This is a genomic window from Clostridium caldaquaticum, assembly GCF_023806125.1.
GTDB classification, from domain to species: domain Bacteria; phylum Bacillota; class Clostridia; order Clostridiales; family Clostridiaceae; genus Clostridium_AT; species Clostridium_AT caldaquaticum.
On sequence record NZ_JAMSKT010000016.1, the window covers coordinates 42006 to 64423 of the forward strand.

15 protein-coding genes are annotated in these 22418 nt (G+C 31.4%); 14 read left to right on the forward strand and 1 reads right to left on the reverse strand.

Annotation, left to right across the window (positions count from 1 at the left end):
* Positions 1–15 precede the first annotated feature (15 nt).
* From M2651_RS10925 to M2651_RS10960, 8 genes are all read left to right on the forward strand, one after another.
* A complete protein-coding gene (locus tag M2651_RS10925) occupies positions 16–2658 on the forward strand; it encodes a family 78 glycoside hydrolase catalytic domain (RefSeq protein WP_252132387.1) in 2643 nt (880 codons plus the stop codon).
* 218 nt (positions 2659–2876) lie between these two features.
* The gene (locus tag M2651_RS10930) at positions 2877–4292 is read left to right on the forward strand and encodes a glycoside hydrolase family 1 protein (protein WP_252132388.1); all 1416 of its coding nucleotides are present in this window, start codon (positions 2877–2879) and stop codon (positions 4290–4292) included.
* A 183-nt stretch (positions 4293–4475) separates the two neighbouring features.
* Positions 4476–5381 (forward strand): ROK family protein, encoded by a 906-nt coding sequence (locus M2651_RS10935; RefSeq protein ID WP_252132389.1) that lies wholly within the window; start codon positions 4476–4478, stop codon positions 5379–5381.
* 159 nt (positions 5382–5540) lie between these two features.
* Positions 5541–7268 (forward strand): sensor histidine kinase, encoded by a 1728-nt coding sequence (locus M2651_RS10940; RefSeq protein WP_252132390.1) that lies wholly within the window; start codon positions 5541–5543, stop codon positions 7266–7268.
* Between the two features lie 23 nt (positions 7269–7291).
* Positions 7292–8155, forward strand: a complete 864-nt coding sequence (locus M2651_RS10945) for a response regulator transcription factor (RefSeq protein ID WP_252132391.1) — start codon at positions 7292–7294, stop codon at positions 8153–8155.
* Positions 8156–8285: 130 nt separating this feature from the next.
* Positions 8286–9782 (forward strand): ABC transporter substrate-binding protein, encoded by a 1497-nt coding sequence (locus M2651_RS10950; RefSeq protein ID WP_252132392.1) that lies wholly within the window; start codon positions 8286–8288, stop codon positions 9780–9782.
* 70 nt (positions 9783–9852) lie between these two features.
* Positions 9853–10815 (forward strand): ABC transporter permease, encoded by a 963-nt coding sequence (locus tag M2651_RS10955; RefSeq protein ID WP_252132393.1) that lies wholly within the window; start codon positions 9853–9855, stop codon positions 10813–10815.
* Between the two features lie 13 nt (positions 10816–10828).
* Positions 10829–11719 (forward strand): carbohydrate ABC transporter permease, encoded by an 891-nt coding sequence (locus M2651_RS10960; RefSeq protein ID WP_252132394.1) that lies wholly within the window; start codon positions 10829–10831, stop codon positions 11717–11719.
* Between the two features lie 43 nt (positions 11720–11762).
* On the opposite strand, the gene M2651_RS10965 is transcribed toward M2651_RS10960, so the two are convergent.
* Complete coding sequence (locus M2651_RS10965) at positions 11763–12764, reverse strand: AraC family transcriptional regulator (protein ID WP_252132395.1); 1002 nt, start codon at positions 12762–12764, stop codon at positions 11763–11765.
* Positions 12765–12931: 167 nt separating this feature from the next.
* Between M2651_RS10965 and M2651_RS10970 the strand changes: the two genes are divergently transcribed.
* From M2651_RS10970 to M2651_RS10995, 6 genes are all read left to right on the forward strand, one after another.
* Positions 12932–14305, forward strand: a complete 1374-nt coding sequence (locus tag M2651_RS10970) for a PTS transporter subunit EIIC (protein WP_252132396.1) — start codon at positions 12932–12934, stop codon at positions 14303–14305.
* Between the two features lie 195 nt (positions 14306–14500).
* Positions 14501–17140: a glycosylhydrolase-like jelly roll fold domain-containing protein gene (locus M2651_RS10975; protein WP_252132397.1), complete on the forward strand. Its 2640-nt coding sequence runs from the start codon at positions 14501–14503 to the stop codon at positions 17138–17140.
* 452 nt (positions 17141–17592) lie between these two features.
* Positions 17593–18957 (forward strand): PTS transporter subunit EIIC, encoded by a 1365-nt coding sequence (locus tag M2651_RS10980; RefSeq protein WP_252132398.1) that lies wholly within the window; start codon positions 17593–17595, stop codon positions 18955–18957.
* A gap of 127 nt (positions 18958–19084) precedes the next feature.
* A complete protein-coding gene (locus M2651_RS10985) occupies positions 19085–20362 on the forward strand; it encodes a glycoside hydrolase family 140 protein (protein ID WP_252132399.1) in 1278 nt (425 codons plus the stop codon).
* A gap of 271 nt (positions 20363–20633) precedes the next feature.
* Entirely contained in the window at positions 20634–21446 is an 813-nt protein-coding gene (locus M2651_RS10990; protein WP_252132400.1) for a transketolase, read from the forward strand.
* Between the two features lie 33 nt (positions 21447–21479).
* Positions 21480–22415 carry a transketolase family protein gene (locus tag M2651_RS10995; RefSeq protein WP_252132401.1) on the forward strand — a complete coding sequence of 312 codons (936 nt, stop codon included), beginning with the start codon at positions 21480–21482 and terminating at the stop codon, positions 22413–22415.
* Positions 22416–22418 lie beyond the last annotated feature (3 nt).

The following is a 22418-nucleotide window of genomic DNA, read 5'->3' on the forward strand; positions in this document are numbered from 1 at the left end:
GGGAAGAATGAAAATATGAATATAAGCAATATTAGAGTTAACTATCAGAATTCCTGTATAAATGTAGATTCTAATTCATTAATAATAAGCTGGATGGTTGATACAAAGCAAACAGAATATCAGATTATAATAAGAAATAAAGATACAAATATTTATGATAGTAATAAAATAAACTCATCAGATAATGTAATATTTATAAGTGATTTAGATTTGAAGATGGAGACAGAATATACAGTGACAATAAAAGTTTGGAATGAGTTTGATAGTTGTATTAAAAATAAAACATTTAGAACAGCTATTTTTGGCAATTTTATTGGTAAATGGATATCTAATGGAGAAAAATTAGGAAATGAGATTGATTATTATAAAGATAATAGGAATTGTATATTAAGAAAGTTATTTAATATTAGTGATGATATAATTGAAGCTTTTTTATATATTGTTGGCTTAGGATATTATAATGTGTATATAAACGGCAGAAAAGTTGGAAAAGCTGAGTTGAACACTGACTGGACAAGGTATTCTAAGTGTATTTATTATGATGTATATGAAGTTAGTAAATACTTAAATAAGGGAAAAAACATTGTTTCGGTAGAGTTAGGTAATGGATGGTATAATCCGTCACCATTAAAACTATTTGGTAAGTATAATTTAAGAAGCGTATTGGATATAGGAGAACCTAAACTAATAGCTGATTTGAGGATAATAACAAATAGCAACGAGAAAATAATTATATCAACAGATGAATCCTGGGAAGTATCCAAGGGATCTTATCTTTTCAATAATATTTATTTAGGTGAAAGGTTTGACTCTAGACTAGTTAATGAAACATGGAAAGACTTAAATTCTGTAGATATTACATGGGAAAATGCAGTATTAACCACGTCACCAGGTGGAAAATTAAATGCCAGTTTTATTGATAAGATTGAACCGGTTAAAATTGTTACAGCAAAGAGTGTAACGGTAAATAATAAGAAAAATGTATTAATAGATTTCGGCGAAACAATAGAAGGCTTTATTGATATAAGCTTTAACGGAAAAACTGGTCAAGAAGTTAAACTTATATATGGAGAAAATATAAATGAAGATGGAACAGTTGATGTAGATACTACATTAGCAGGAGCTGTTGGAAAAATAATTGGTGATTTTCAAATTGATGGCGGTGATGGAGCTCCTAAAATTGCAGCACAAATGGATATTTGCATTTTAGGCGATGGTAAAACACATTATGTAAATAAGTTTACCTATCATTCCTTTAGGTATGTGGAAGTTCAGGGAATAGAGAAAGATAATATCAATGATATAAAAGCTTCCTATGTTCATACAAACTTAGAAGAGTCTGGTTCCTTTAAATGTTCAAATGAGTTTTTTAATAAATTATATAATGCAGCTAAGAATACTAAGCTTAATAATATACATTCTATTTTTGAAGATTGTGCAAGAGAGAGATTAGGTTATGGCGGAGATATTGTTTGTTTAGCAACTTCACAAATATTTATGTTTGACACTGAAACTTTATATGAAAAAGTGATAAAAGACTTCAGGTATGATATAAGAGAAAATGGAGGGCTTCCAGAAACAGCACCATATATGGGAATTCAAAGTAACGGAACAGGAGATGGGGCAGGACCACTCGGATGGCAATTGGTATATTCATATATAATTAATAAATTGTATCAATATTATGGTAATGTGAGAATTATAGAAAGTGAATATACACATATAAAAAATCAGGTAGAGTATCTGATTGGATTAGGACTTGAAAAATTATCAAAATGTTGTTTAGGTGACTGGGGAAGTGCTGAAGCTAAAGAAGGTACTTATAGAAAAATATCTCCTGCATTGGAATTTTCGGCGAGTTGTTTTTATTATTATCATATAGAATTACTGTCTAAGTTTGCTAAAATTATTGGAAATATTGAAGATTATAGAAAATATAGTGAAAAGGCAGAGGAAGTTAAGAAATTAATTATTAATATGTATAAGAATAAAGATGGTACTTATTCAGATAGAAGCCAAACAAGTTATGCATTTGCACTATTTTTTGAATTAGATGATGAGCCTGAAAAGCTTGCAAAGGAATTTGCTGAAAAAATAATAAATGATAATTATACCATAACCTGCGGTATTTTTGGAATGTTTATGACCTATGAGGTTCTTACTAAATATAATTATCAAAATGTTATTTATAAGTGGCTGAATAAGAGAGAGGAAAGAAGTTTCTATAGTATGCTGAAGGATGGACAGAGTGTTTTAAGTGAACATGTTCATGATTGGCCTGCGGGAGCAGATAATCATGCAATGTATACATCCTATATTCAATGGTTTTACGAGGGATTAGCTGGAATAAATATTTTAAAAGATTCTTTTGGAGCGGATAAAATATTTATAAAACCATACTTTGAAGAGGAGATAGAATTTGTAGAATGTAAATATAAGTCCATAAAAGGTGTTATAGAAAGTAATTGGAAGCGGTATAAAAATAATATTTTAATAAGCATTAAAAAACCTAGTAACCTGAAGACCTGTTTATTAATTTTAGATAAAAAATATAAGAATTGTATGCAGGAATATATAATTCAAAAGGAAGATGAAAACTTTATTTATATTGATATATCTTCTTTGGATTGTGATATTAACATAAGATTAAGGGAATAAACCAGATGTATTTGAAAGATTAGTATAGTGAATTTTTGGGTGCAAAAAATAGACATTATTTATATAACTGTACCAGTACAGTTCATTAATTTAAAAGTTTAAAATAGTTTTAAGTATTAGTATAATATTTCTTATATGAGTAATATTATGAAAAATATTTAAAATCTTAAAGTATTAAATTTTTTAACTGAATTAAACATAAGGAAAGGAGAAAAAGTATGATAAAAAGTTTTCCAAAGGGATTTTTATGGGGAGGAGCTACTGCTGCTAACCAATGTGAAGGGGCATATAATGAAGACGGGAAGGGTTTGTCAATACAAGATATAATGCCCAAAGGCATAAAAGGTCCTATAACTGATAAGCCTACAGAAGATAATATGAAGCTTATTGGTATTGATTTTTATCATAGATATAAAGAGGATATTAAGCTTTTTGCTGAAATGGGATTTAAGGTTTTCAGACTATCAATTGCATGGTCAAGAATATTCCCAAATGGTGATGATAAGGAGCCAAATGAAAAAGGCTTACAATTTTATGATAATGTATTTGATGAATTAGCTAAATATGGAATTGAACCGTTAGTTACAATTTCCCATTATGAAACTCCACTTGCATTAGCTAAGAATTATAATGGCTGGACAAACAGAAAATTAATAGGATTTTTTGAAAATTATGTAAGAACTATATTTACAAGATATAAGGATAAAGTAAAATACTGGTTAACTTTCAATGAAATAAATTCAGCATTACATGCTCCTTATATGAGTGCTGGAATATGGACACCAAAGGAACAATTAAGCAAGCAGGATTTATATCAAGCTATGCATCATGAGTTAGTTGCAAGTGCACTAGCAGTAAAAATTGGACATGAGATAAATCCGGAGTTTAAAATTGGATGCATGATTCTTGGAATACCAAACTATCCATTAACTCCAAAGCCAAGTGATGTACTTAAGGCAATGGAACAGGATAGGGAAAATCTTTTCTTTGCAGATATTCATGCAAGAGGGGAATATCCAAAATATATGAACAGATACTTTAAAGAAAATAATATTGAAATTAAAATGGAACCTGGCGATAAAGAAATATTAAAGCACACAGTAGATTTTATTTCCTTTAGTTACTACTTAAGTGTATGTGCAACTTCAGACCCAGAAAAGAATATAAAAGGAGAGGGTAACCTGCTTGGTGGTGTACCAAATCCGTACTTAAAAGCTTCAGAATGGGGATGGCAGATAGATCCTGAAGGATTAAGATATATTCTTAACTTCTTCTACGACAGATATCAAAAACCATTATTTATCGTTGAAAACGGCTTAGGTGCAGTTGATGAATTAATAACTGATGAAAATGGTAATAAGACTGTAAATGATGATTACAGAATTAAATATTTAAATGATCATTTGGTTCAAGTAGCAGAAGCGATTGAAGACGGAGTTGAAGTTCTTGGTTATACCACATGGGGATGCATAGATTTAGTAAGTGCATCAACTGCGGAGCTTAAGAAAAGATATGGCTTTATATATGTAGATAGACATGATGATGGCAGTGGAACTTTGGAAAGATATAAGAAAAAGAGCTTTTATTGGTATAAAGAAGTTATAGCTACAAATGGAGCGAGCCTGAAAAAATAAAAAAATTTATAATATAATAAAAGGGGATGGTTAACAAGTTTTTATTGCTTTATAGGAGGCAGTAATTGTTAACCATCCCTAATGCCTAATGACGTAATAAAAAACGGAGAAGACTTAAGTGACATAAAAAATAAAATAAAAACTAAGAAAACAATCAATTTTAGTAATATGGGGGAGTCAGTTATGAATTATTTAGTGTTTGATGTAGGTGGTACAGCAATAAAATATGCTCTAATGAATGAAAAGGCAGATTTTTTAGAAAAGGGTGATATGCCTACTCCACAGGATACAATAGAGCAGTTTGTAGATGCTATTGGCGGTGTTTTTGATAAGTATAAAGATAAAATTGAAGGAATAGCTATAAGTATGCCGGGCAGGATAGACAGCGAACGAGGTTATGCATATTCCGGAGGGGCCTTAAAATACAATTATGATAAAGATATATGTTCTATATTACAAAAGCGCTGTCCTGTACCAATTACAGTTGAAAACGATGGTAAATGTGCTGCTTTAGCAGAAGCATGGATTGGCAGTCTTTCAGATTGTAATGACGGTATTGTTGTTATAATAGGAACGGGTATTGGCGGAGGAATTATAAAAGATAAAAGATTACATAAAGGACCTCATTTCACTGCAGGGGAATTCAGCTTTATACTTATTGATAATAGAAATTCTGAAGGAGAAGCTTTATCGTCTTTATGGGCTTATGAAGGTGGATATCCAGGTTTAATAAGGCCTGTTGCAGAAAAAAAGAATATTCCTCAAGAAGAATTAGATGGGCGTAAAGTATTTGAAATGGCAAATCAAGGCGATGAAGAGGTGCTTCAGATACTAGATGATTACTGCTATCGTTTCGTAAGACAATTATTTAATTTACAGTACATTTATGATCCTGAAAAAATAGCTATTGGCGGCGGGATAAGTGCACAGGATATTTTAATGGAATATATACAAAAAAATATAGAAAAACTTGCAAATTCACTTCCATTTAATATTGTTGTACCTGAAGTTGTGCGCTGTAAATTCAGAAACGATTCAAATTTAATCGGAGCTTTATATCATTATATGACAAAGTTAAATGTACAATAGTTGAATATAAGTGAAATATAAATATATTTATAAATAAAAGGGTAAGGCAGTATTGTGGATTATTGATAAACACATAGTACTGCCTTATTTTTTGTTAAAATTGATAAATGAATAATGCTATTGCTATAATAATCATATAAACAAATTCAAGGGGATAAGATGATGATAGAAAAAAAGAAATTTTTTAATAAAAACTCTATAAGAACAAAGATGCTGTTAGGGCTTTTATGCATATTGACACCATTTGTAACATTTATGATAGTTTCCAGCTTTTATTTTATAAGTTCACTTAGGGAAAAAGTCTCAGAATCTAATAGGAATACAATGTCTGTATATTCAAAGTATATGGATAATAATTTAAAAAAAATTGATGGATATCTTCTTAATATTATTGGAAACGATGTAGATTACATGACTTTAAACAATTCAAAGGATGAAATGCAGCTTTATGACGCTTCCTGGTCTCTGGCAAATAAATTTGCTAATGATATCAAAAGTAAGGAAATGTTGGACATGTTGTTTTTCTGCAATGCCGGAAAAAACATTTATCGTGATCAAATTTCTGCTGAACTCAGCTATAAAGAAAAAACAGATATAAGAAATAAAATAAAAGAACTTGCAGAAACTGGAAAAAGTTACACTAGTTTAGATTGGTTTCCAGTTAAAATAGAACAAAAATATTATTTGTTGAGAATGATTGGTTATGATAACACTTATATAGGAGCTGTTATTGATTTTAATAATATACTGCTTCCTCTAAGTAAAATGGCTGTTAAGGAAAATCATATGATTATGTATAGTACTACTGATGGAGTACCATTAACAAAGATTGATTATATAAATAATAATAAAATTGATTTAAAAGGTAAAATAGACAGCTATTATTTAACAGGAAATCCACAAAAGTATATGGTAGTTGGAGAGAAGCTTTCATCAGCGGACATTAATGTACTATGTATTATACCAGATAAAAATATATTAGAAGGCTTAAATGAAATACAACTAGCTATATTTATTATATCCATACTTTCGGTTCTGCTGATTCCAATATGTATAATATTATTAAGAAGAGCAGTATTGAAACCTTTGGGGAAAATAGCAACCACTATTGAAACTATTACAAAAGGAAATTTTGATGTACAAATAAAAGATGATTACGCTCCAGAGGAATTTAAACAGGTTAACAATACTTTTAATTTAATGATTAAGGAAATAAAAGATTTAAAGATAAAAAATTATGAAGAACAGATAAATAAACAAAAAGCACAGCTCCAGTATCTGCAGTTTCAGATAAGACCACACTACTTTCTTAATGCATTAAAAAATTTATATAGTCTTGCTGAAAGAAGAAAGTATGAAACAATCCAGGAAGCAATTATAGGCTTATCTAATCATTTTAGATATATGTTTAAGGACAGTTTCACTCTTGTAACTTTAATGGATGAATTAAATTATATTAAAAACTATATTAGTCTTCAGCAAATATGGATGTCAGCTGTGCCAGAATATGAAATTGACATAGATCATCGAATAGTTGGAATAAAAATTCCACCCCTTACAATACAAACTTTTGTTGAAAATTCAATTAAATATGGTGTCCAGCTTGATAAATCTTTGAAGATAAATATTAAAGCAATATTACTTAAAGGTGAAGAGAAGGATTATGCGGATATTACAGTGTCTGATAATGGAAAAGGCTTTGATGAGAAAATCTTAAAAATGCTTAATTTAAATGAATATAAAGAAAAGAATAATAATCACATAGGTTTAAGCAATGTAAAACAAAGGATAAACTTAGTTTATGGAGAAGAGGCTGCAGTTATTTTTTCTAATGGGACATCTGGAGGAGCTATTTCGGAGATAATTATACCTATTGAAAAGTTATAACAGTTTATAGGAGGAAACCATTAATGAATGTATTGCTGATAGACGATCAGATTAATGTGGTAAAAGGTTTAATAGTTGGTGTCAACTGGGAAAAAATTGGGATTTGTGAAATTTATAAAGCCTTTAATATACATGAAGCCAAAGAGATAATCAGAGATAATCAAGTGGACATAATGGTATGTGATATTGAAATGCCTTTAGGTAATGGAATAGAGCTTTTAGAATGGGTTAGAGAAAACTTTCCTGAAATAGAGTGTATTTTTCTTTCTGCTCACCCAGAGTTTGAATATGCTAAGGCTGCAATAAAATTAGGGAGTTTTGATTACTTATTACAGCCAATAAAGTACGATGAGCTTGAGAAGGTGATAGAAAAGGCGATTAAGAAAATAGTTGAAACTAGAGAAAAAAACAAATTTTATAAATATGGAATGTATTTAAGTGAAAATAAAAAGGAATTAATAGCAGATTTTCAGCAGGATTTTATGCAAATGTTTATTGATGTAAAAGAATCTGTAAAGTATCCTTTGAATAAGAAGTTTGAGATGTCAGGTTCAGTGGAACAAAAGTCTATTATTGATGAGATAAAGGATTACATTAGCAAAAACTTAGAGAAAGAATTATCTCGTAATGAGATAGCTGAAAGTGTTCATTTAAATCAGGAATACTTATCAAGATTGTTTAAAAAAGAAACAGGAATAGCTCTTATTGATTATATAATCAGTGAAAGAGTAAAAGTTTCAAAAGAACTGCTGATTAAGACGAATATACCTGTAAGTATCATTGCTTCAAAAGTAGGGTATTCAAATTTCTCACATTTTTCAAAAATATTTAAAAGGGAAACGGGATTGACACCATTAGAATACAGGCAAACTAAAAGAGTAAAATAAATAGCTTAGGTCTTAATGTTTAAAACCTTTACAACATATCACAAAAACATTAATATAAGTCATATTAGTGGCAGAGAGCAATTAGTAAAGATGGTAATATATAACTATCAAAACAGAAGGGGGATTAAAAATGAAAAAATTTACAAGTATGCTTTTAACTACTATGATTGCAGCACTGACTTTTACAGGCTGTAGTTCAAAAGAAGTCAGCAATGCAGGCGACAGCAGTACTGTCAGTTCTGAACCTTTAAGCATCGCTATGTTCTCTGCAGGTAATGATACAGATACAGAGGCAGTAGCGAATGAAGTCAGTAAGATTACAAAAGAAAAAATAGGGGTGGAGATAAACATTACAAGGATTAACTTTGGTTCTTGGCAGCAACAGATAAATCTAATGTTATCTAGTGACGAAAAACTAGATTTATTCCCTGCTTTTATAACTCCATTATCTACTTATGTAGCTAACGGACAAGTTATTCAGCTTGATGACCTTTATAGTAAATATGGTTCTGGAATTGCAGGCGTTATAGACAAGCAATATATAGATGCGGGAAAAATCAATGGAAAGTTATACGGAATTACTACAAATCGTGATTTAGCTGCATCGTATGGGTTTGTTTACAGAAAAGATATAGCAGAGAAATATAATATAGATATGAGTGCTGTAAAGAATATGGAGGATTTAACTAAGGTTTTTGCAGTAATTAAAGAAAAAGAACCTGGTATGTATCCCTTAGTTCCACAAAGTGGTGCCTCATTAGTAGAAACAGCTTATGGAGTAGACAGATTAGGAGATGGTAATCTTTTAGGAGTTATTATGAACAGAGGAGACAGTTTAAGCGTTACTAATTATTATGAAACTGATTTTTATAAGAATTTTGTTAAATTAACTAGAAGTTGGTTTAAAGCAGGATATATGATGCCAAATGCACTTAATAATACAGAAACTGCTTCAACATTTATGACCTCTGGAAAGGCTTTTGGATACTTTTCAAACTTAAAGCCTGGTTTTGCAGAAATTAATTCTGTTGCAACTGGAAAAGAGCTAGCTACAGTTACTTTTATTGAAGGCTACGCAACAACAGGAAATGCTCAAGGTTTGACCTGGGCTATAGCTAAAAATTCAAAGATGCCTGATAAAGCAATGCAGTTTTTAAATCTTGCTTATACTGATAAAGATATATCTACTTTATTGATTTATGGTATTAAAGATAAGCATTATAAAGTTGTAGATGAGCAAAACAATATAATTGATTATGTAGATGGAGTGACACCAGCAAATACTGCATATAATCCCACCTTTGGCTGGGGATGGTGTGCCAATCAGTTTATAACTCCTGTATGGAAAGGAAATTCCGGAGATTACTGGAAACAGCTTGATAACTTTAATAAGACAGCCTTTAAATCTAAGGCAATGGGCTTTACTTTTGATCCAGAAAAAGTAAAAAATGAAATAACTGCTGCTACAAGTGTTGTAAGTAAATATCAAAATGCGTTATCTATTGGTGCAATTGACCCTGAAGAAGCACTTCCAAAGTTTAATAATGAACTTAAGGCAGCTGGTTTAGATAAAATTATAGCTGAAAAACAAGCTCAGCTTGATGCATGGGCAGCAACTCAAAAGTAAATTTCATAATGTTAAGGGCTGATTAGCAGTAATTAGCCCTTTATTTTAAATAAAATAAAGGAGAATTGGTATGATAGAGGCTACACCTAAATTTAAAAAGAATACAGCTGCTGCAACAAAATTAAAAAAGAATGCAGTCAGAAAGTATCTTCCACTTTATATAATGATGATACCATCTATTTTGTATCTTATTATTAATAATTATATACCAATGTTTGGTATCGTTATAGCGTTTAAAAAAGTCAATTTTACCAAAGGGATATTAAAAAGTCCTTGGGCTGGATTTTCTAACTTTAAATATCTTTTTAAAACTCAAGATGCATGGATTATCACAAGAAATACAATAGCGTACAATGCGGTATTTATTATACTAGGTACAGTTATTGCAATTACTGTTGCTATATTGCTTAATGAAATTGCTTCCCAAAGGCTGAAAAAAATTTATCAGACTGTAATTTTGCTGCCATATCTCATATCTATTGTGGTAGTAAGTTATATAGTTTTTGCATTTTTAAATCAAGAAACTGGATTTATAAATAATACAATATTAAAATCCCTTGGCAAAGAGGGTATATCATGGTATTCAGAACCAAAATACTGGCCTTATATTCTAGTTATTGTAAACATATGGAAGAGTTTTGGATACTCATGTATTATTTATTTTGCTACACTAGTCGGAATAGATAAAGGATATTATGAAGCTGCCACCTTAGATGGTGCTACTAGATGGCAGCAGATAAAGCATATTACCCTGCCATTTTTAAAGCCTACAATAATAACTCTTACTCTTTTGAGTATAGGAAGAATATTCTACTCTGATTTTGGATTATTCTATCAGGTACCTATGAATTCTGGAGTATTGTATAATGTAACAAATACAATTGATACTTATGTTTATAGGGGGTTATTGCAGCTTGGTGATGTAGGGATGTCTTCAGCAGCAGGATTTTATCAAGCTTTAGTAGGTTTTGTACTTGTTTTACTTGCTAATTTTATTGTATCAAAAATAGATAAAGATAATGCGTTATTTTAACAGGAGGGTAAATATGGTTGAAAAGAAAAAAACATTTCAAATAACTGTAAATATAGTAATGATATTGTTAGGGATTTTTTGTCTTATTCCTTTTATATTATTAATTTCATCCTCCATTACAGATGAAACAGCTCTAATTAACAATGGGTATAGAATTTTTCCTTTAAAATTTTCGTTAGCAGCATATAAATATTTGCTTGCTGATTCAACAGGAATTATAAGAGGCTATGGTATTACTCTTTTTGTAACTGTTATAGGTACTACACTTAATGTACTTTTGACTTCTTTTCTTGCGTATCCTTTATCGCGTAAGGATTTACCTAAAAGAAATATAATTGCATTCTTTGTGTTTTTTACTATGCTTTTTAATGGTGGTTTAGTTCCTTCTTATATTATGTGGACAACAGTATTTCATATAAAAAATACTATATTTGCTCTGATTGTGCCCAATTTATTAATGAATGCTTTCTTTGTAATGATGATGAGGACATATTTTATAACAAATATACCTGATGAGATTATAGAGGCAGCAAGGATAGATGGTGCTGGTGAAGGAAAAATATTATTTTCTGTAGTTTTCCCTATGTCTCTGCCTATGCTTGCAACCTTGGGAATGATGGCAGGGCTTATATACTGGAATGACTGGACAAATGGTTTATATTACTTAACTAAACCCAAGCTGTTCAGCATTCAGAATATTCTCAACCGTATGCTTCAGGATGCTCAGTTTCTAACATCAAACATGTCCATGACAAGCAATATGGCTGCTTCTGCAGCAAGTATTCCAACAACAGGAATAAAAATGGCAGTTGCCGTTTTAGGTGCTCTTCCTATTATGCTTATATATCCTTTCTTTCAGAAGTACTTTATAAAGGGAATAACCGTTGGTGCTGTTAAAGGTTAAAGTTAACAGGCAAAATGTTTTATATGGAGACAAAAGTTTGAGCTTAATTGCTCTTGCTTTTGTTATTTTTTTCTCTATACTCATTTGGCGTAACACCGAAATAATCCTTGAATTTCTTATAAAAGAAATTTAAATTCTGATAACCTATTTCATTTGCAATTTCATATACTGGCATATGGCTGTTAGTAAGCAAAATTGCAGAACGTGTCAGCCTTTGAGCCTGGATAAGCTCTTTAAAGGATTTATTAGTAGTTTTTTTGATTAAAGAGCTTAAATAGTTTGGATGAAAATTAAAATGTGCTGCTGTAGATTCAAGTGTGCAGGTCATATAATTTTTCTCCAGATATTGAAGTATATCTATTATGGATGCATTTCCATTTGAATTTGCATGTGCCTGATTTGCATCATATTGAAAGACTTTCATTAGCTCAGTAAATATAAGTATCATATAGCAGTCGATAATTTCATCTGCATATAAAGATTTATCAAAATATTCGCAAAGCAGCTCCTTCATAAGATTAGGTATTCTTCTATTGTTGTCTGAATTAAAAATAATATAGTTGTCATGATTCTTTTTATCAGACACAGCGGTAACTAGAAATTCAGATATAATGCCTTTGCTTGAAAGTCTGCTTAGAAAAGAGGTTGTAAAATATTCCTTGCGTATTAATAGGTTGATGATAATATCTTCTTCGCCTGTAGGCAGTATGGAGTGGGGTACTTCTGTGTCTACAATACATATTTGGCCTTCTTTTAAAGTTATAGTTTTGTCTTTAACTATTTGTGTAACTTTTCCTGAGTATACGTAGTTTAATTCGATGTAATCGTGCTTGTGCATTGGCACTTCTGCAAAGCGAGTATGTTTTAAAACTGAAATATTTTCACCAGCTATTGCATCTTTTAAGTTAAATAAATATACTTTTTTTCCATGATAATCTATAGGATCAAGGTGCTTATATTTTTCTGACATCCCTGGATTAGATTTGTAATGCAACTCACGAGCTGTTAAAGTTCTAAGTTTTTCATCTAGTTCTTTATAATCCATATAAAATACCTTCCTTAAAATTGCGTTATTATTATTTTTCATAATACGATATTAAATTTGGTCAGTCAACATCTTTCTTTTTGATATTTTGATTACTTGATGAAGATGTTATCATTTACACATAGCAATAATAAATTATTTATAAAATTTAGATAGGAGGAATTAGTATGAATCACAAACAAGTGGCTACAGAAGTACTTAAGGCCGTGGGCGGTAAAGAGAATGTAAGCAGTCTAACACACTGCATTACAAGACTTAGATTTAAATTAAAAGATTTTTCTATACCAAAAAAAGAGGAAGTTCAGAAAATAGAGGGTGTTATATCAGTTATTGAAAAAGGTGGACAGTATCAGGTTGTAATAGGCAACCAAGTTGAGCCTGTATTTAAGGAAGTAGTTAAATTAATAGGGGAAAATGAGGAAATAGAAGTTTCAGAAGAAAAGGTTAAAGGTAAATTATTTGACAGGTTTACATCAATGATTTCAGGTGTTTTTACACCTATACTGGGACCTTTAGCTGCAACAGGTATATTAAAGGGATTATTATCACTTTTAACAGCAGTTCATGTTTTAACAGCAGATTCATCAACTTATCAGGTTTTATATGCTATAGCTGATACAGTGTTTTATTTCTTCCCTATTTTCCTTGGAGCATCAGCAGCAAAATACTTTAAGCTTAATCAATATTTAGGTATGGCAATCGGTGGAGCTATGGTGTATCCAACAATAGTTGCCATAGCAGGAAAAGGTGCAGCGATATCTTTTGTGGGAATACCTATGAACATATTAAACTATACCTCTTCAGTATTTCCAGTTATAGTAGCAGTGTGGCTGGCGTCAATTCTAGATAGAGCTGTAAGTAAGGTTGTATTTCAAGGTTTAAAATTCATGATAGCGCCGTTTATAGTTTTGGTTATCATGGTTCCGTTAACTTTTTTTGCAGTAGGACCTGTTTTAACATTTCTAAGTAACATTTTATCAAAAGTAACCGTAGCAGCTTATAACTTTAACCCTGTAATAGGTGGTTTACTACTAGGCGGACCATGGATTCTTATTGTAATGTTTGGACTTCACTGGGCTTTTATTCCAATATTTATTAATAATTTTACAGCAAATGGACATGATTCAATGATTGCATTACTTACTGCAAATCAATTTGCCATGGCAGGAGCTGCAATAGCTATTGCTGTTAAGGCTAGAGATGCAAAAGTTAGGAATTTATCTTGGTCATCAAGTATGATGTGTTTACTTGGTATAAGCGAACCAACAATATACGGATTATTACTTCCATATAAAAAGCCTTTAATTATGGCTATTATAGGAGGAAGTATCGGAGGTGCTGTTGCAGGATTATTTAAAGCAACTATCTATGCATTTGGCGGCGCAGGTTTACTTCAGATTCCATCAGCTATTAATCCTAAAGGAATAGATACAGGATTTTATGGATTTCTTCTTTCAGCAGCGGTAGGACTTGCAGTTGGGTTTATACTAACTTTAATTTGGGGTTACAATTCAAAAATGACTGAAAATAAAGAAGCTTAGTTAAAAGTATATATATTTGAAAAAGAGAGGATTATTTTTGAAATTACCATAAGATAATCCTCTTATTTTAATTTTTTAATTAGCTGCTATTTATTAAGTTTGGTCAGTGTATTAGTTTTGTTCTGATATTTAGAATAAATTATAAAAATGTTATGATTTATTTACATTAAAGTTATAGCACAAGGAAGGTAGATTATGAAAAGATTAAGGGAAGTTTTAGAGAATAAAGAGAAGAATTATATATTGCCTTTTTTCTGGCAGCATGGAGAAAGTGAAGAAATTCTTAGAGATTATATGAAGAATATTTATGAAGCTGGAATTAAAGCAGTCTGTATAGAATCAAGACCACATCCGGATTTTGTTGGTCCTCTGTGGTGGAGGGACATGGATATTATAATGGATGAAGCTAGAAAACGCGGAATGAAAGTTTGGGTTTTAGACGACAGTCATTTTCCAACAGGATATGCAGCCGGAAGAATAAAAAAGCAGCATCCAGAACTTAGAAAGTGGTATTTAAATGTTCATAGAATGGACTTTGCAGGACCTCTAAAAGATTCATCCTTTATAATAAAGTATTTCCCGGGACGTGCAGCATTAAGTCCAGGATTTAAAGCAGAGGAAGATAAAATTTTAGCAGTAGTAGCTGCTAAAATATCAGATGTGGAAACAGGAGAAGTTGATGATAAAACTCTTATAAATGTTTCTGAATATGTTCAAGATGGTGTGCTTTACTGGGATTTGCCAGAAGGATATTGGAGTATATTTGTTGTTTATCAGACACGCAGAGGGGGAGAAGAAACAACTAAGGATTATTTAAATCCTCTTGTACCTGAAGCAACAAAAGTTTTAATTGACACTGTATATGAAGCACATTTTGATAGATATAAAGATGATTTTGGAAAAACTTTAGCAGGATTTTTTTCAGATGAGCCTAGGTTTGGAAACTTAAAGGGTTTTAATGGTGTTATAGGGAAAACTAAGATGGTGCTTCCCTGGAGTGATGATATGATTAAAATAATGCAGAAGGAAGTAAGTGAAGATATTTTAATTTATCTTCCTCTTTTATTTACTGAGGGTGGAGAAAAGGCTCATTTAGTCAGATATGCTTATATGAACGTTGTAAGCAGAATGTACGGTGAAAATTTTACAAATCAGCTTGGCAATTGGTGCAGGGAGCACGGTGTAGAGTATATTGGACATATAATTGAAGATAATGGTGCTCACAGCAGGCTTGGTTATGGAACTGGTCATTTCTTTCGAGCCCTTTATGGTCAGGATATGTCAGGGATAGATGTTATCGGCGGGCAGGTTGTACCTGGTATGGACTTTAAACATGCAGGGTTTTCTACAGATGGATGGGACGGAGAATTTTTTCACTATGGCCTTGGAAAGCTTGGAACATCACTAGCACATATTGACCCTAAGAAAAAAGGAAGAACTATTTGCGAGCTTTTTGGAGCTTATGGATGGGTTGAAGGCTTAAAGTTTATGAAGTGGCTTACAGACCACTTGCTTGTAAGAGGGGTAAATTATTTTGTACCCCATGCTTTTTCACCAAAAACTTTTCCTGATACGGATTGCCCGCCACATTTTTATGCAGGGGGAAATGATGCCCAATTTAAGCACATGAAAATATGGTCAGATTATACTAATAAAATAAGCCATCTGCTTTCAGAGGGAACACATGTAGCACCTGTAGCGGTATTATATCATGCCGAAGCTGAATGGTCGGGAAAATATATGCCTTTTGAGAAGGTAGTAAAGGAACTTATTCAAAATCAAATTGACTGCGATGTGGTTCCTGCAGATATTTTTAAAAACAGCGTACAAATAGAAGATGATAGGCTCGTTATAAATAAAGAAAAATTTAAATGTCTTATAATACCTTATGCTGAAGCTCTGCCGAAATATTTATTAATAAGAATTGCTGAAGCTGCTCAAAAAGGTTTTAAAATAATTTTTATAGAAGAATTTCCTGAAAGGTTTAGTGAAGGCATTGACACTGAAGGAATTTTAAGCAGTATAAAAGATAATAAAAACTGCATAGTTTTAGCTCTTAAAGGCTTAGGAAATAAAATAAAAAGTCTTGGGTTTAATGAAATTGCTTTAAGCAGCTTTGAGCCTTATGTAACCTATTTTCACTATAGGCAGGAGGATGCTGATATATTCATGTTCTTTAACGAGCATCCTTATAACAATATAGATACTAGGGTATTTATTCCATTAAATAAAAAAGCTGTATATTATGATGCTTTTGAAAATAAAATTGAAAATTGTAACACTAATAATAAGAGTAATGGTGTAGAGATACAGTTAAAGCTGAATACCTATGAGTCAAAGATAATTATATTCAGAGATGATGCTTTAGAAACAGAAGTTATCGATAATGCTAAAAATTTAAAAGAGGTTAAAGAAATTAATGTATCAGGAAGCTGGAAGGTATTTTTAGCTAAAGCAGCAGAGTATCCAAATTTCAATTTGGAAACAGAGCTTAAAGAGTTAGTTAATTTAGCTAAATTTGACTTATACCCGAACTTTTCTGGGATTATCAGATATGAAATTAATTTTACAGCAGAAGAAACTGCTGAAAAGGCAGTTCTTGACTTAGGAAGAGTGTATGAAGTAGCAGAACTGTGGCTAAATGATAATAATATTGGAGTTAAAATATGCCCTCCTTATAAATTTGATATAACCAATTATATTAAAAAAGGTACAAATAAATTAGTAGTGGAAGTAACAAATACGCTTGTAAAATCACAGAAAGACTATTTTTCTCAATTTGCTGTGCAGGAACCTACTGGACTATTAGGACCAGTTAGTATAAAATTTTATTAGTATCAAAAATTAAATAACAACTCATTTCGTCTTATTAATTTATGAGGATGAAATGAGTTGTTTTATTTTTATATAAATAATTATATAAAAATAAATAAATATTTACTAAAAATACTTGAATAATTTAAATGAATAAAATATAATAACATTGTACGACAAATGAAAAGCTTTTTATGGCCATAAATGTCTAATTTAGTTATTCTTAGTAAAAAGTACTTTAAGTGCTATAATATCATTTAATAAGATAAACATACAGGAAAGGAGAGAAGATATTTAAGCTTTCTTAGTTTTAAGAATCTACAATAATTTGCAAAATACAACTAAAATATTATACTAAATATTTAGTAAATCAAAGAATGATGTCATTATTATTAAATTTTATCAAAAAGCTAAAAATTAAGTAAGCGGATTTATAAAAACAAACTTAATATTTTTAAAAGGAGAGTTTGATTATGGCTAAAAATTATGAGCAATTAGCAAAAGACATTATTAAAAATGTGGGTGGAGAAGATAATGTTGCATCTTTAGTTCATTGTGCAACTAGATTGAGATTTAAATTAAAAGATAGAGATAAAGCTGATAAGAAAGCAATTGAGCAATTACATGGAGTTATAACTGTTGTTGAAAGTGCTGGTCAGTTTCAAGTTGTTATTGGTAACCATGTAGCTGATGTATATAAAACAATTGGACAAGTAACTGGAGTTTCTTTAGAAGGTGCAGTAAGTGACGATGAAGTTCCTAAAGGAAAAGGGTTGAATCTTCTTATTGAAACTATTTCAGCTATTTTTACACCAATGTTAGGTGCTTTTTCTGGGGCTGGTTTAATAAAAGCATTTTTAATTCTTGCAACTACATTGAAATGGATGGATACTAAATCAGGAACATATACAATATTGTACTCTGCAGCAGATGCTATATTTACATTCTTACCGATTGTTTTGTCAATAACTGCAGCTAAGCGTTTTAAAACAAATCAGTTTGTGGCATTCTGCGTAGGTGCAGCACTAGTACATCCTAATATGACAGCGGCTTTTTCATCAAAAACTGCACTTACATTTTTAGGTATTCCTGTAGTATTAGTAAGTTATACTTCAAGTGTTATTCCTGCAGTTATTGCGGTATGGGTATTGTCAAAGGTTGAGAAGTTTTTCGCAAAAATTGTTCCAGAAATTTTAAATAGATTCCTAGTGCCAGCACTTTGTATAGTTACAGTAATACCTGCTACTTTCTTAGTTATAGGACCTGTTACAGATTTTCTTGGCAAGCTTTTAGCTTCAGGTTATACTTCTGTACTTGCAATAAATCCAATTATCGCAGGCGGAGTAATTGCTTTAATCTGGCCAGTAGTTGTACTCTTTGGTATGCACTGGGGATTTGTTCCTATCGTACTTAATAATTTTGCTGTTTATGGACGTGATACATTATTTACAATTACAGGTCCAAATAACTTCTGTCAGGCAGGAGCCTGCTTAGGTGTATTCCTGAAAACTAAGGACAAGGATTTAAAGGCAATAGCAGGTTCAGCTGCAGTTCCAGCATTTTTAACAGGTATTACTGAGCCGGCAATTTATGGTGTGAATTTAAAGTATAAAAGACCTTTTATCATAGCCTGTGTATTTTCAGGTATAGCAGGTGCTATTACAGCAGGTGCAGGTGCAGGTGCTTCCACATTTGTAGGTACAAGCGCTCTTACCCTACCTGCATATATTGGACAAGGTTTTACTGGTTTCTTAATTGCCTGTGTAATTGCGTATGTTGGATCAGCAGTAACTACTTATCTGTTTGGGTTTAATGACAGCATGATAATAAAAAAATAAAAATGAAATTTTAAAATAAGGTTAGACTTTATATTGCAGATAAGAGTTCTTATCTGCAATATTTGTATTGGACGTATAACAATTTTAATTATTATGTTTATATATAAAAAATACAGGAGGGATAGCTGTGAAGAATATTCAAATAAATGCTGAGGGTAGAGGATTTGTATTAGATGGGAAGCCGTTTTTCTATTTAGCAGATACTATTTGGAGTGCATTTACTAACGTAAGTATGGAAGAATGGGAGTACTATCTTAATCAAAGAAAATTTCAAGGATTTAATGTGCTTCAAATAAATACTTTGCCTCAATGGGATAGAAGTGCATCAGATTTAAATATTTATCCATTTCCAACAGAGGATAATCATACTTTTCACTTTACATCCTTTAATGAAGAATATTTTAATCGTGCGAAAAGAATGTGCCAGATGGCTGTAGATAAAGGTTTTCGCCTGGAGCTTGTTTTGCTTTGGGCAAATTATGTACCAGAAACATGGGCAAGTGCAATTATAAGCGATAATATAATGCCTTATGATTTTATCAAGCCTTTGATAAAGAAAATTTATGAAACATTTGATGAATTCAATCCAATTTATGTAGTAAGCGGAGATACTGATTTTGAAACAGAGCGAGCTATATCTTATTATGAGTGTGCCTTAGATACTATAACAAAGTTAAGTCCAAATACTTTAAAAACACTGCATATTAGAGGCCGTTACAGCACTATACCTGATAGTCTTATGAATAAAATTGATTTTTATATGTTTCAATCAGGGCATAACAGTGAGTATCAATATATGGCTTTTGAACTAGCTGAAAAATTTTATAATGATTTTCCGGTAAAACCAATTATTAATAGTGAACCTTGTTATGAGCAGATGGGTTATAGCAGAAAAATGTATGGAAGATTCAGACGAAGAGATATAAGAAAAGCAGCATGGTCTTCGATTTTATCAGGGGCTTGTGCAGGTGTAACTTATGGAGCTCACGGCATATGGAATTGGAATAAGATAAATAAAGCTAAAACAGGAATACTTGGTGAAGGTTTTGATGATCCAATGTTCTGGGAGGATGCTGTAAAGTTTCCTGGTGCCTGGGACTATGGTTATATTAAGTATTTGTTTGAAACATATAACATTAAGAGTCTCATTCCTTTAGATATAGTTTTAAATAATACAAAAGAGATACGCTGTGCTAAACAAATGGATGGAGAATTGATTTTTATTTATGTACCAACAAATACAAAGGTAATTTTAAATCAAACTTTTAAAGAATATGATTTTAAAGTTATTGATCTTTATGATAAAAATGTATTATATCCAAATGTTAACATAGAAGAAGACAAGACCATTATACAGATGCATAACTTTGAAGAAGATGTATTGATTATTGGAAAGAAAAAGTAATAATTTGTTGGAATGAATTAAAATAAATTTAAAAGTGCTATATTAAGCAACTGCTTAATATAGCACTTTTAAATTTGAAAAAGTTTTATATAAATATTTAGTATAATATATAAAAATATTTATATAAAACTATTGAAATGAGCACGATAAAGTATTATTATTTATATTGTAACAGATAAATTTAACAAAAAAAAGTTACTTGAATATTTTTAAAGAAATAAATATTTATTTTTAAAAATAAAATTTTTTATATTCAGCTGGAGGGGTGTTTGTGGTAGAGGTTAGTTATTTAGAAGCAAAAGCAAAACAGATAAGAAAAGATTTAGTAAAGATGATTTATGAAGCAAAAGCAGGTCATATAGGAGGGGCGCTTTCAAGTACAGATATAATGACAGTTCTTTATTACAGTATTATGAAGGTGAAACCTGAAAATCCAAAGCTTGAAGATAGGGATAGATTTGTATTAAGTAAAGGACATTGTGTTGAACCTTTATATTGTATTCTTGCAGATAAGGGCTTTTTTCCAAAAGAAAAACTTAAAACTTTTAGTAAGTTTGGGTCTACACTTATAGGACATCCTAATAATAAAAATGCAGGTATAGAAATGAATACTGGAGCATTAGGTCATGGCCTTTCAGTATCAGTTGGCATGGCACTTGCAGCTAAGATGGATAAAAAGGATTATAGAGTTTTCACACTAATGGGAGATGGTGAACAGGCAGAAGGTTCTGTATGGGAAGCAGCAATGGCTGGAGCACATTATAAGCTTGATAATCTTATTGCTATTGTTGACAGAAATAGACTTCAGATTTCAGGCTGTACTGAAGATGTGATGGGACTTGACCCTTTAGAAGATAAATGGACAAGTTTTGGCTGGAATGTAATAACTGTTGATGGAAATGATGTTGGAAAGCTTCAGGAAGTATTTTTAAGTGTACCTAGAGTCCACGGAAAACCAACTCTTGTGATGGCTTATACTACTAAGGGTAAGGGAATATCTTTCATGGAAAATGAAGCAAAATGGCATCATGGTGTGCCTGATGAAAAGCAAATGAAACAAGCTTTAGCAGAGTTGGGAGCTTAAGTGTTGCAGAAATTAATAGAGGAGGTACAGCTTATGAATAAAATACCGAATAGACAGGTAATATGTGATACTTTAATAAAATATGGTAAAGAAGATAGAGATATTATTGTTGTAACCAGCGATTCACGTGGATCAGCATCTATGACAGATTTTGCAAAGACTCTTCCAGAGCAGTTTGTTGAGGTTGGAATTGCTGAGCAGGACTTGGTTGGAATTTCAGCTGGACTTGCTACTTGTGGCAAAAAGCCTTTTGCAGCTTCTCCAGCATGCTTTCTAACAATGAGAAGCATTGAGCAGATTAAGGTGGATGTTGCTTATTCTCAAACAAATGTAAAACTTATTGGAATAAGCGGAGGGGTAAGCTATGGCGCCCTTGGAATGTCCCATCATTCTCTGCAGGATATAGCAGTAATGAGAGCTATACCTGGGATATCAATAATATTGCCGGCAGACAGGTTTGAAACTGAGAAAATGACTGAAGCTCTTTTAAAGCATGACGGACCAGTATATATAAGGATAGGAAGAAATCCAGTTGAGGATTCATATGAAAATGGAAATTTTCAATTTGAAATTGGTAAAGCAGTTACTATGAGAGAAGGTATAGATATAACAATAATCGCAGCTGGTGAAACTGTTAAACCTGCTATTGATGCAGCAGATGTATTAAAAAATGAAGGCATAAGCTGCAGAGTTTTAAATATGCATACAATTAAGCCTTTAGATGAGGAGGCTGTTATAAAAGCTGCTGAAGAAACAGGACACATAATAACTATTGAAGAACATAGCATATTTGGTGGTCTCGGAGCTGCAGTATCTGAGGTTGTAGTTCAAACAAAGCCAGTTCCGGTAAAAATAATTGGAATACCAGATGAGCCTGCTATTGCAGGAACAGGACCTGAAATTTTTAAGCATTATGGATTAACTGCTGAAAATCTATGTAAATCTGTAAAAGAAATGCTGCTGAAATAAGAG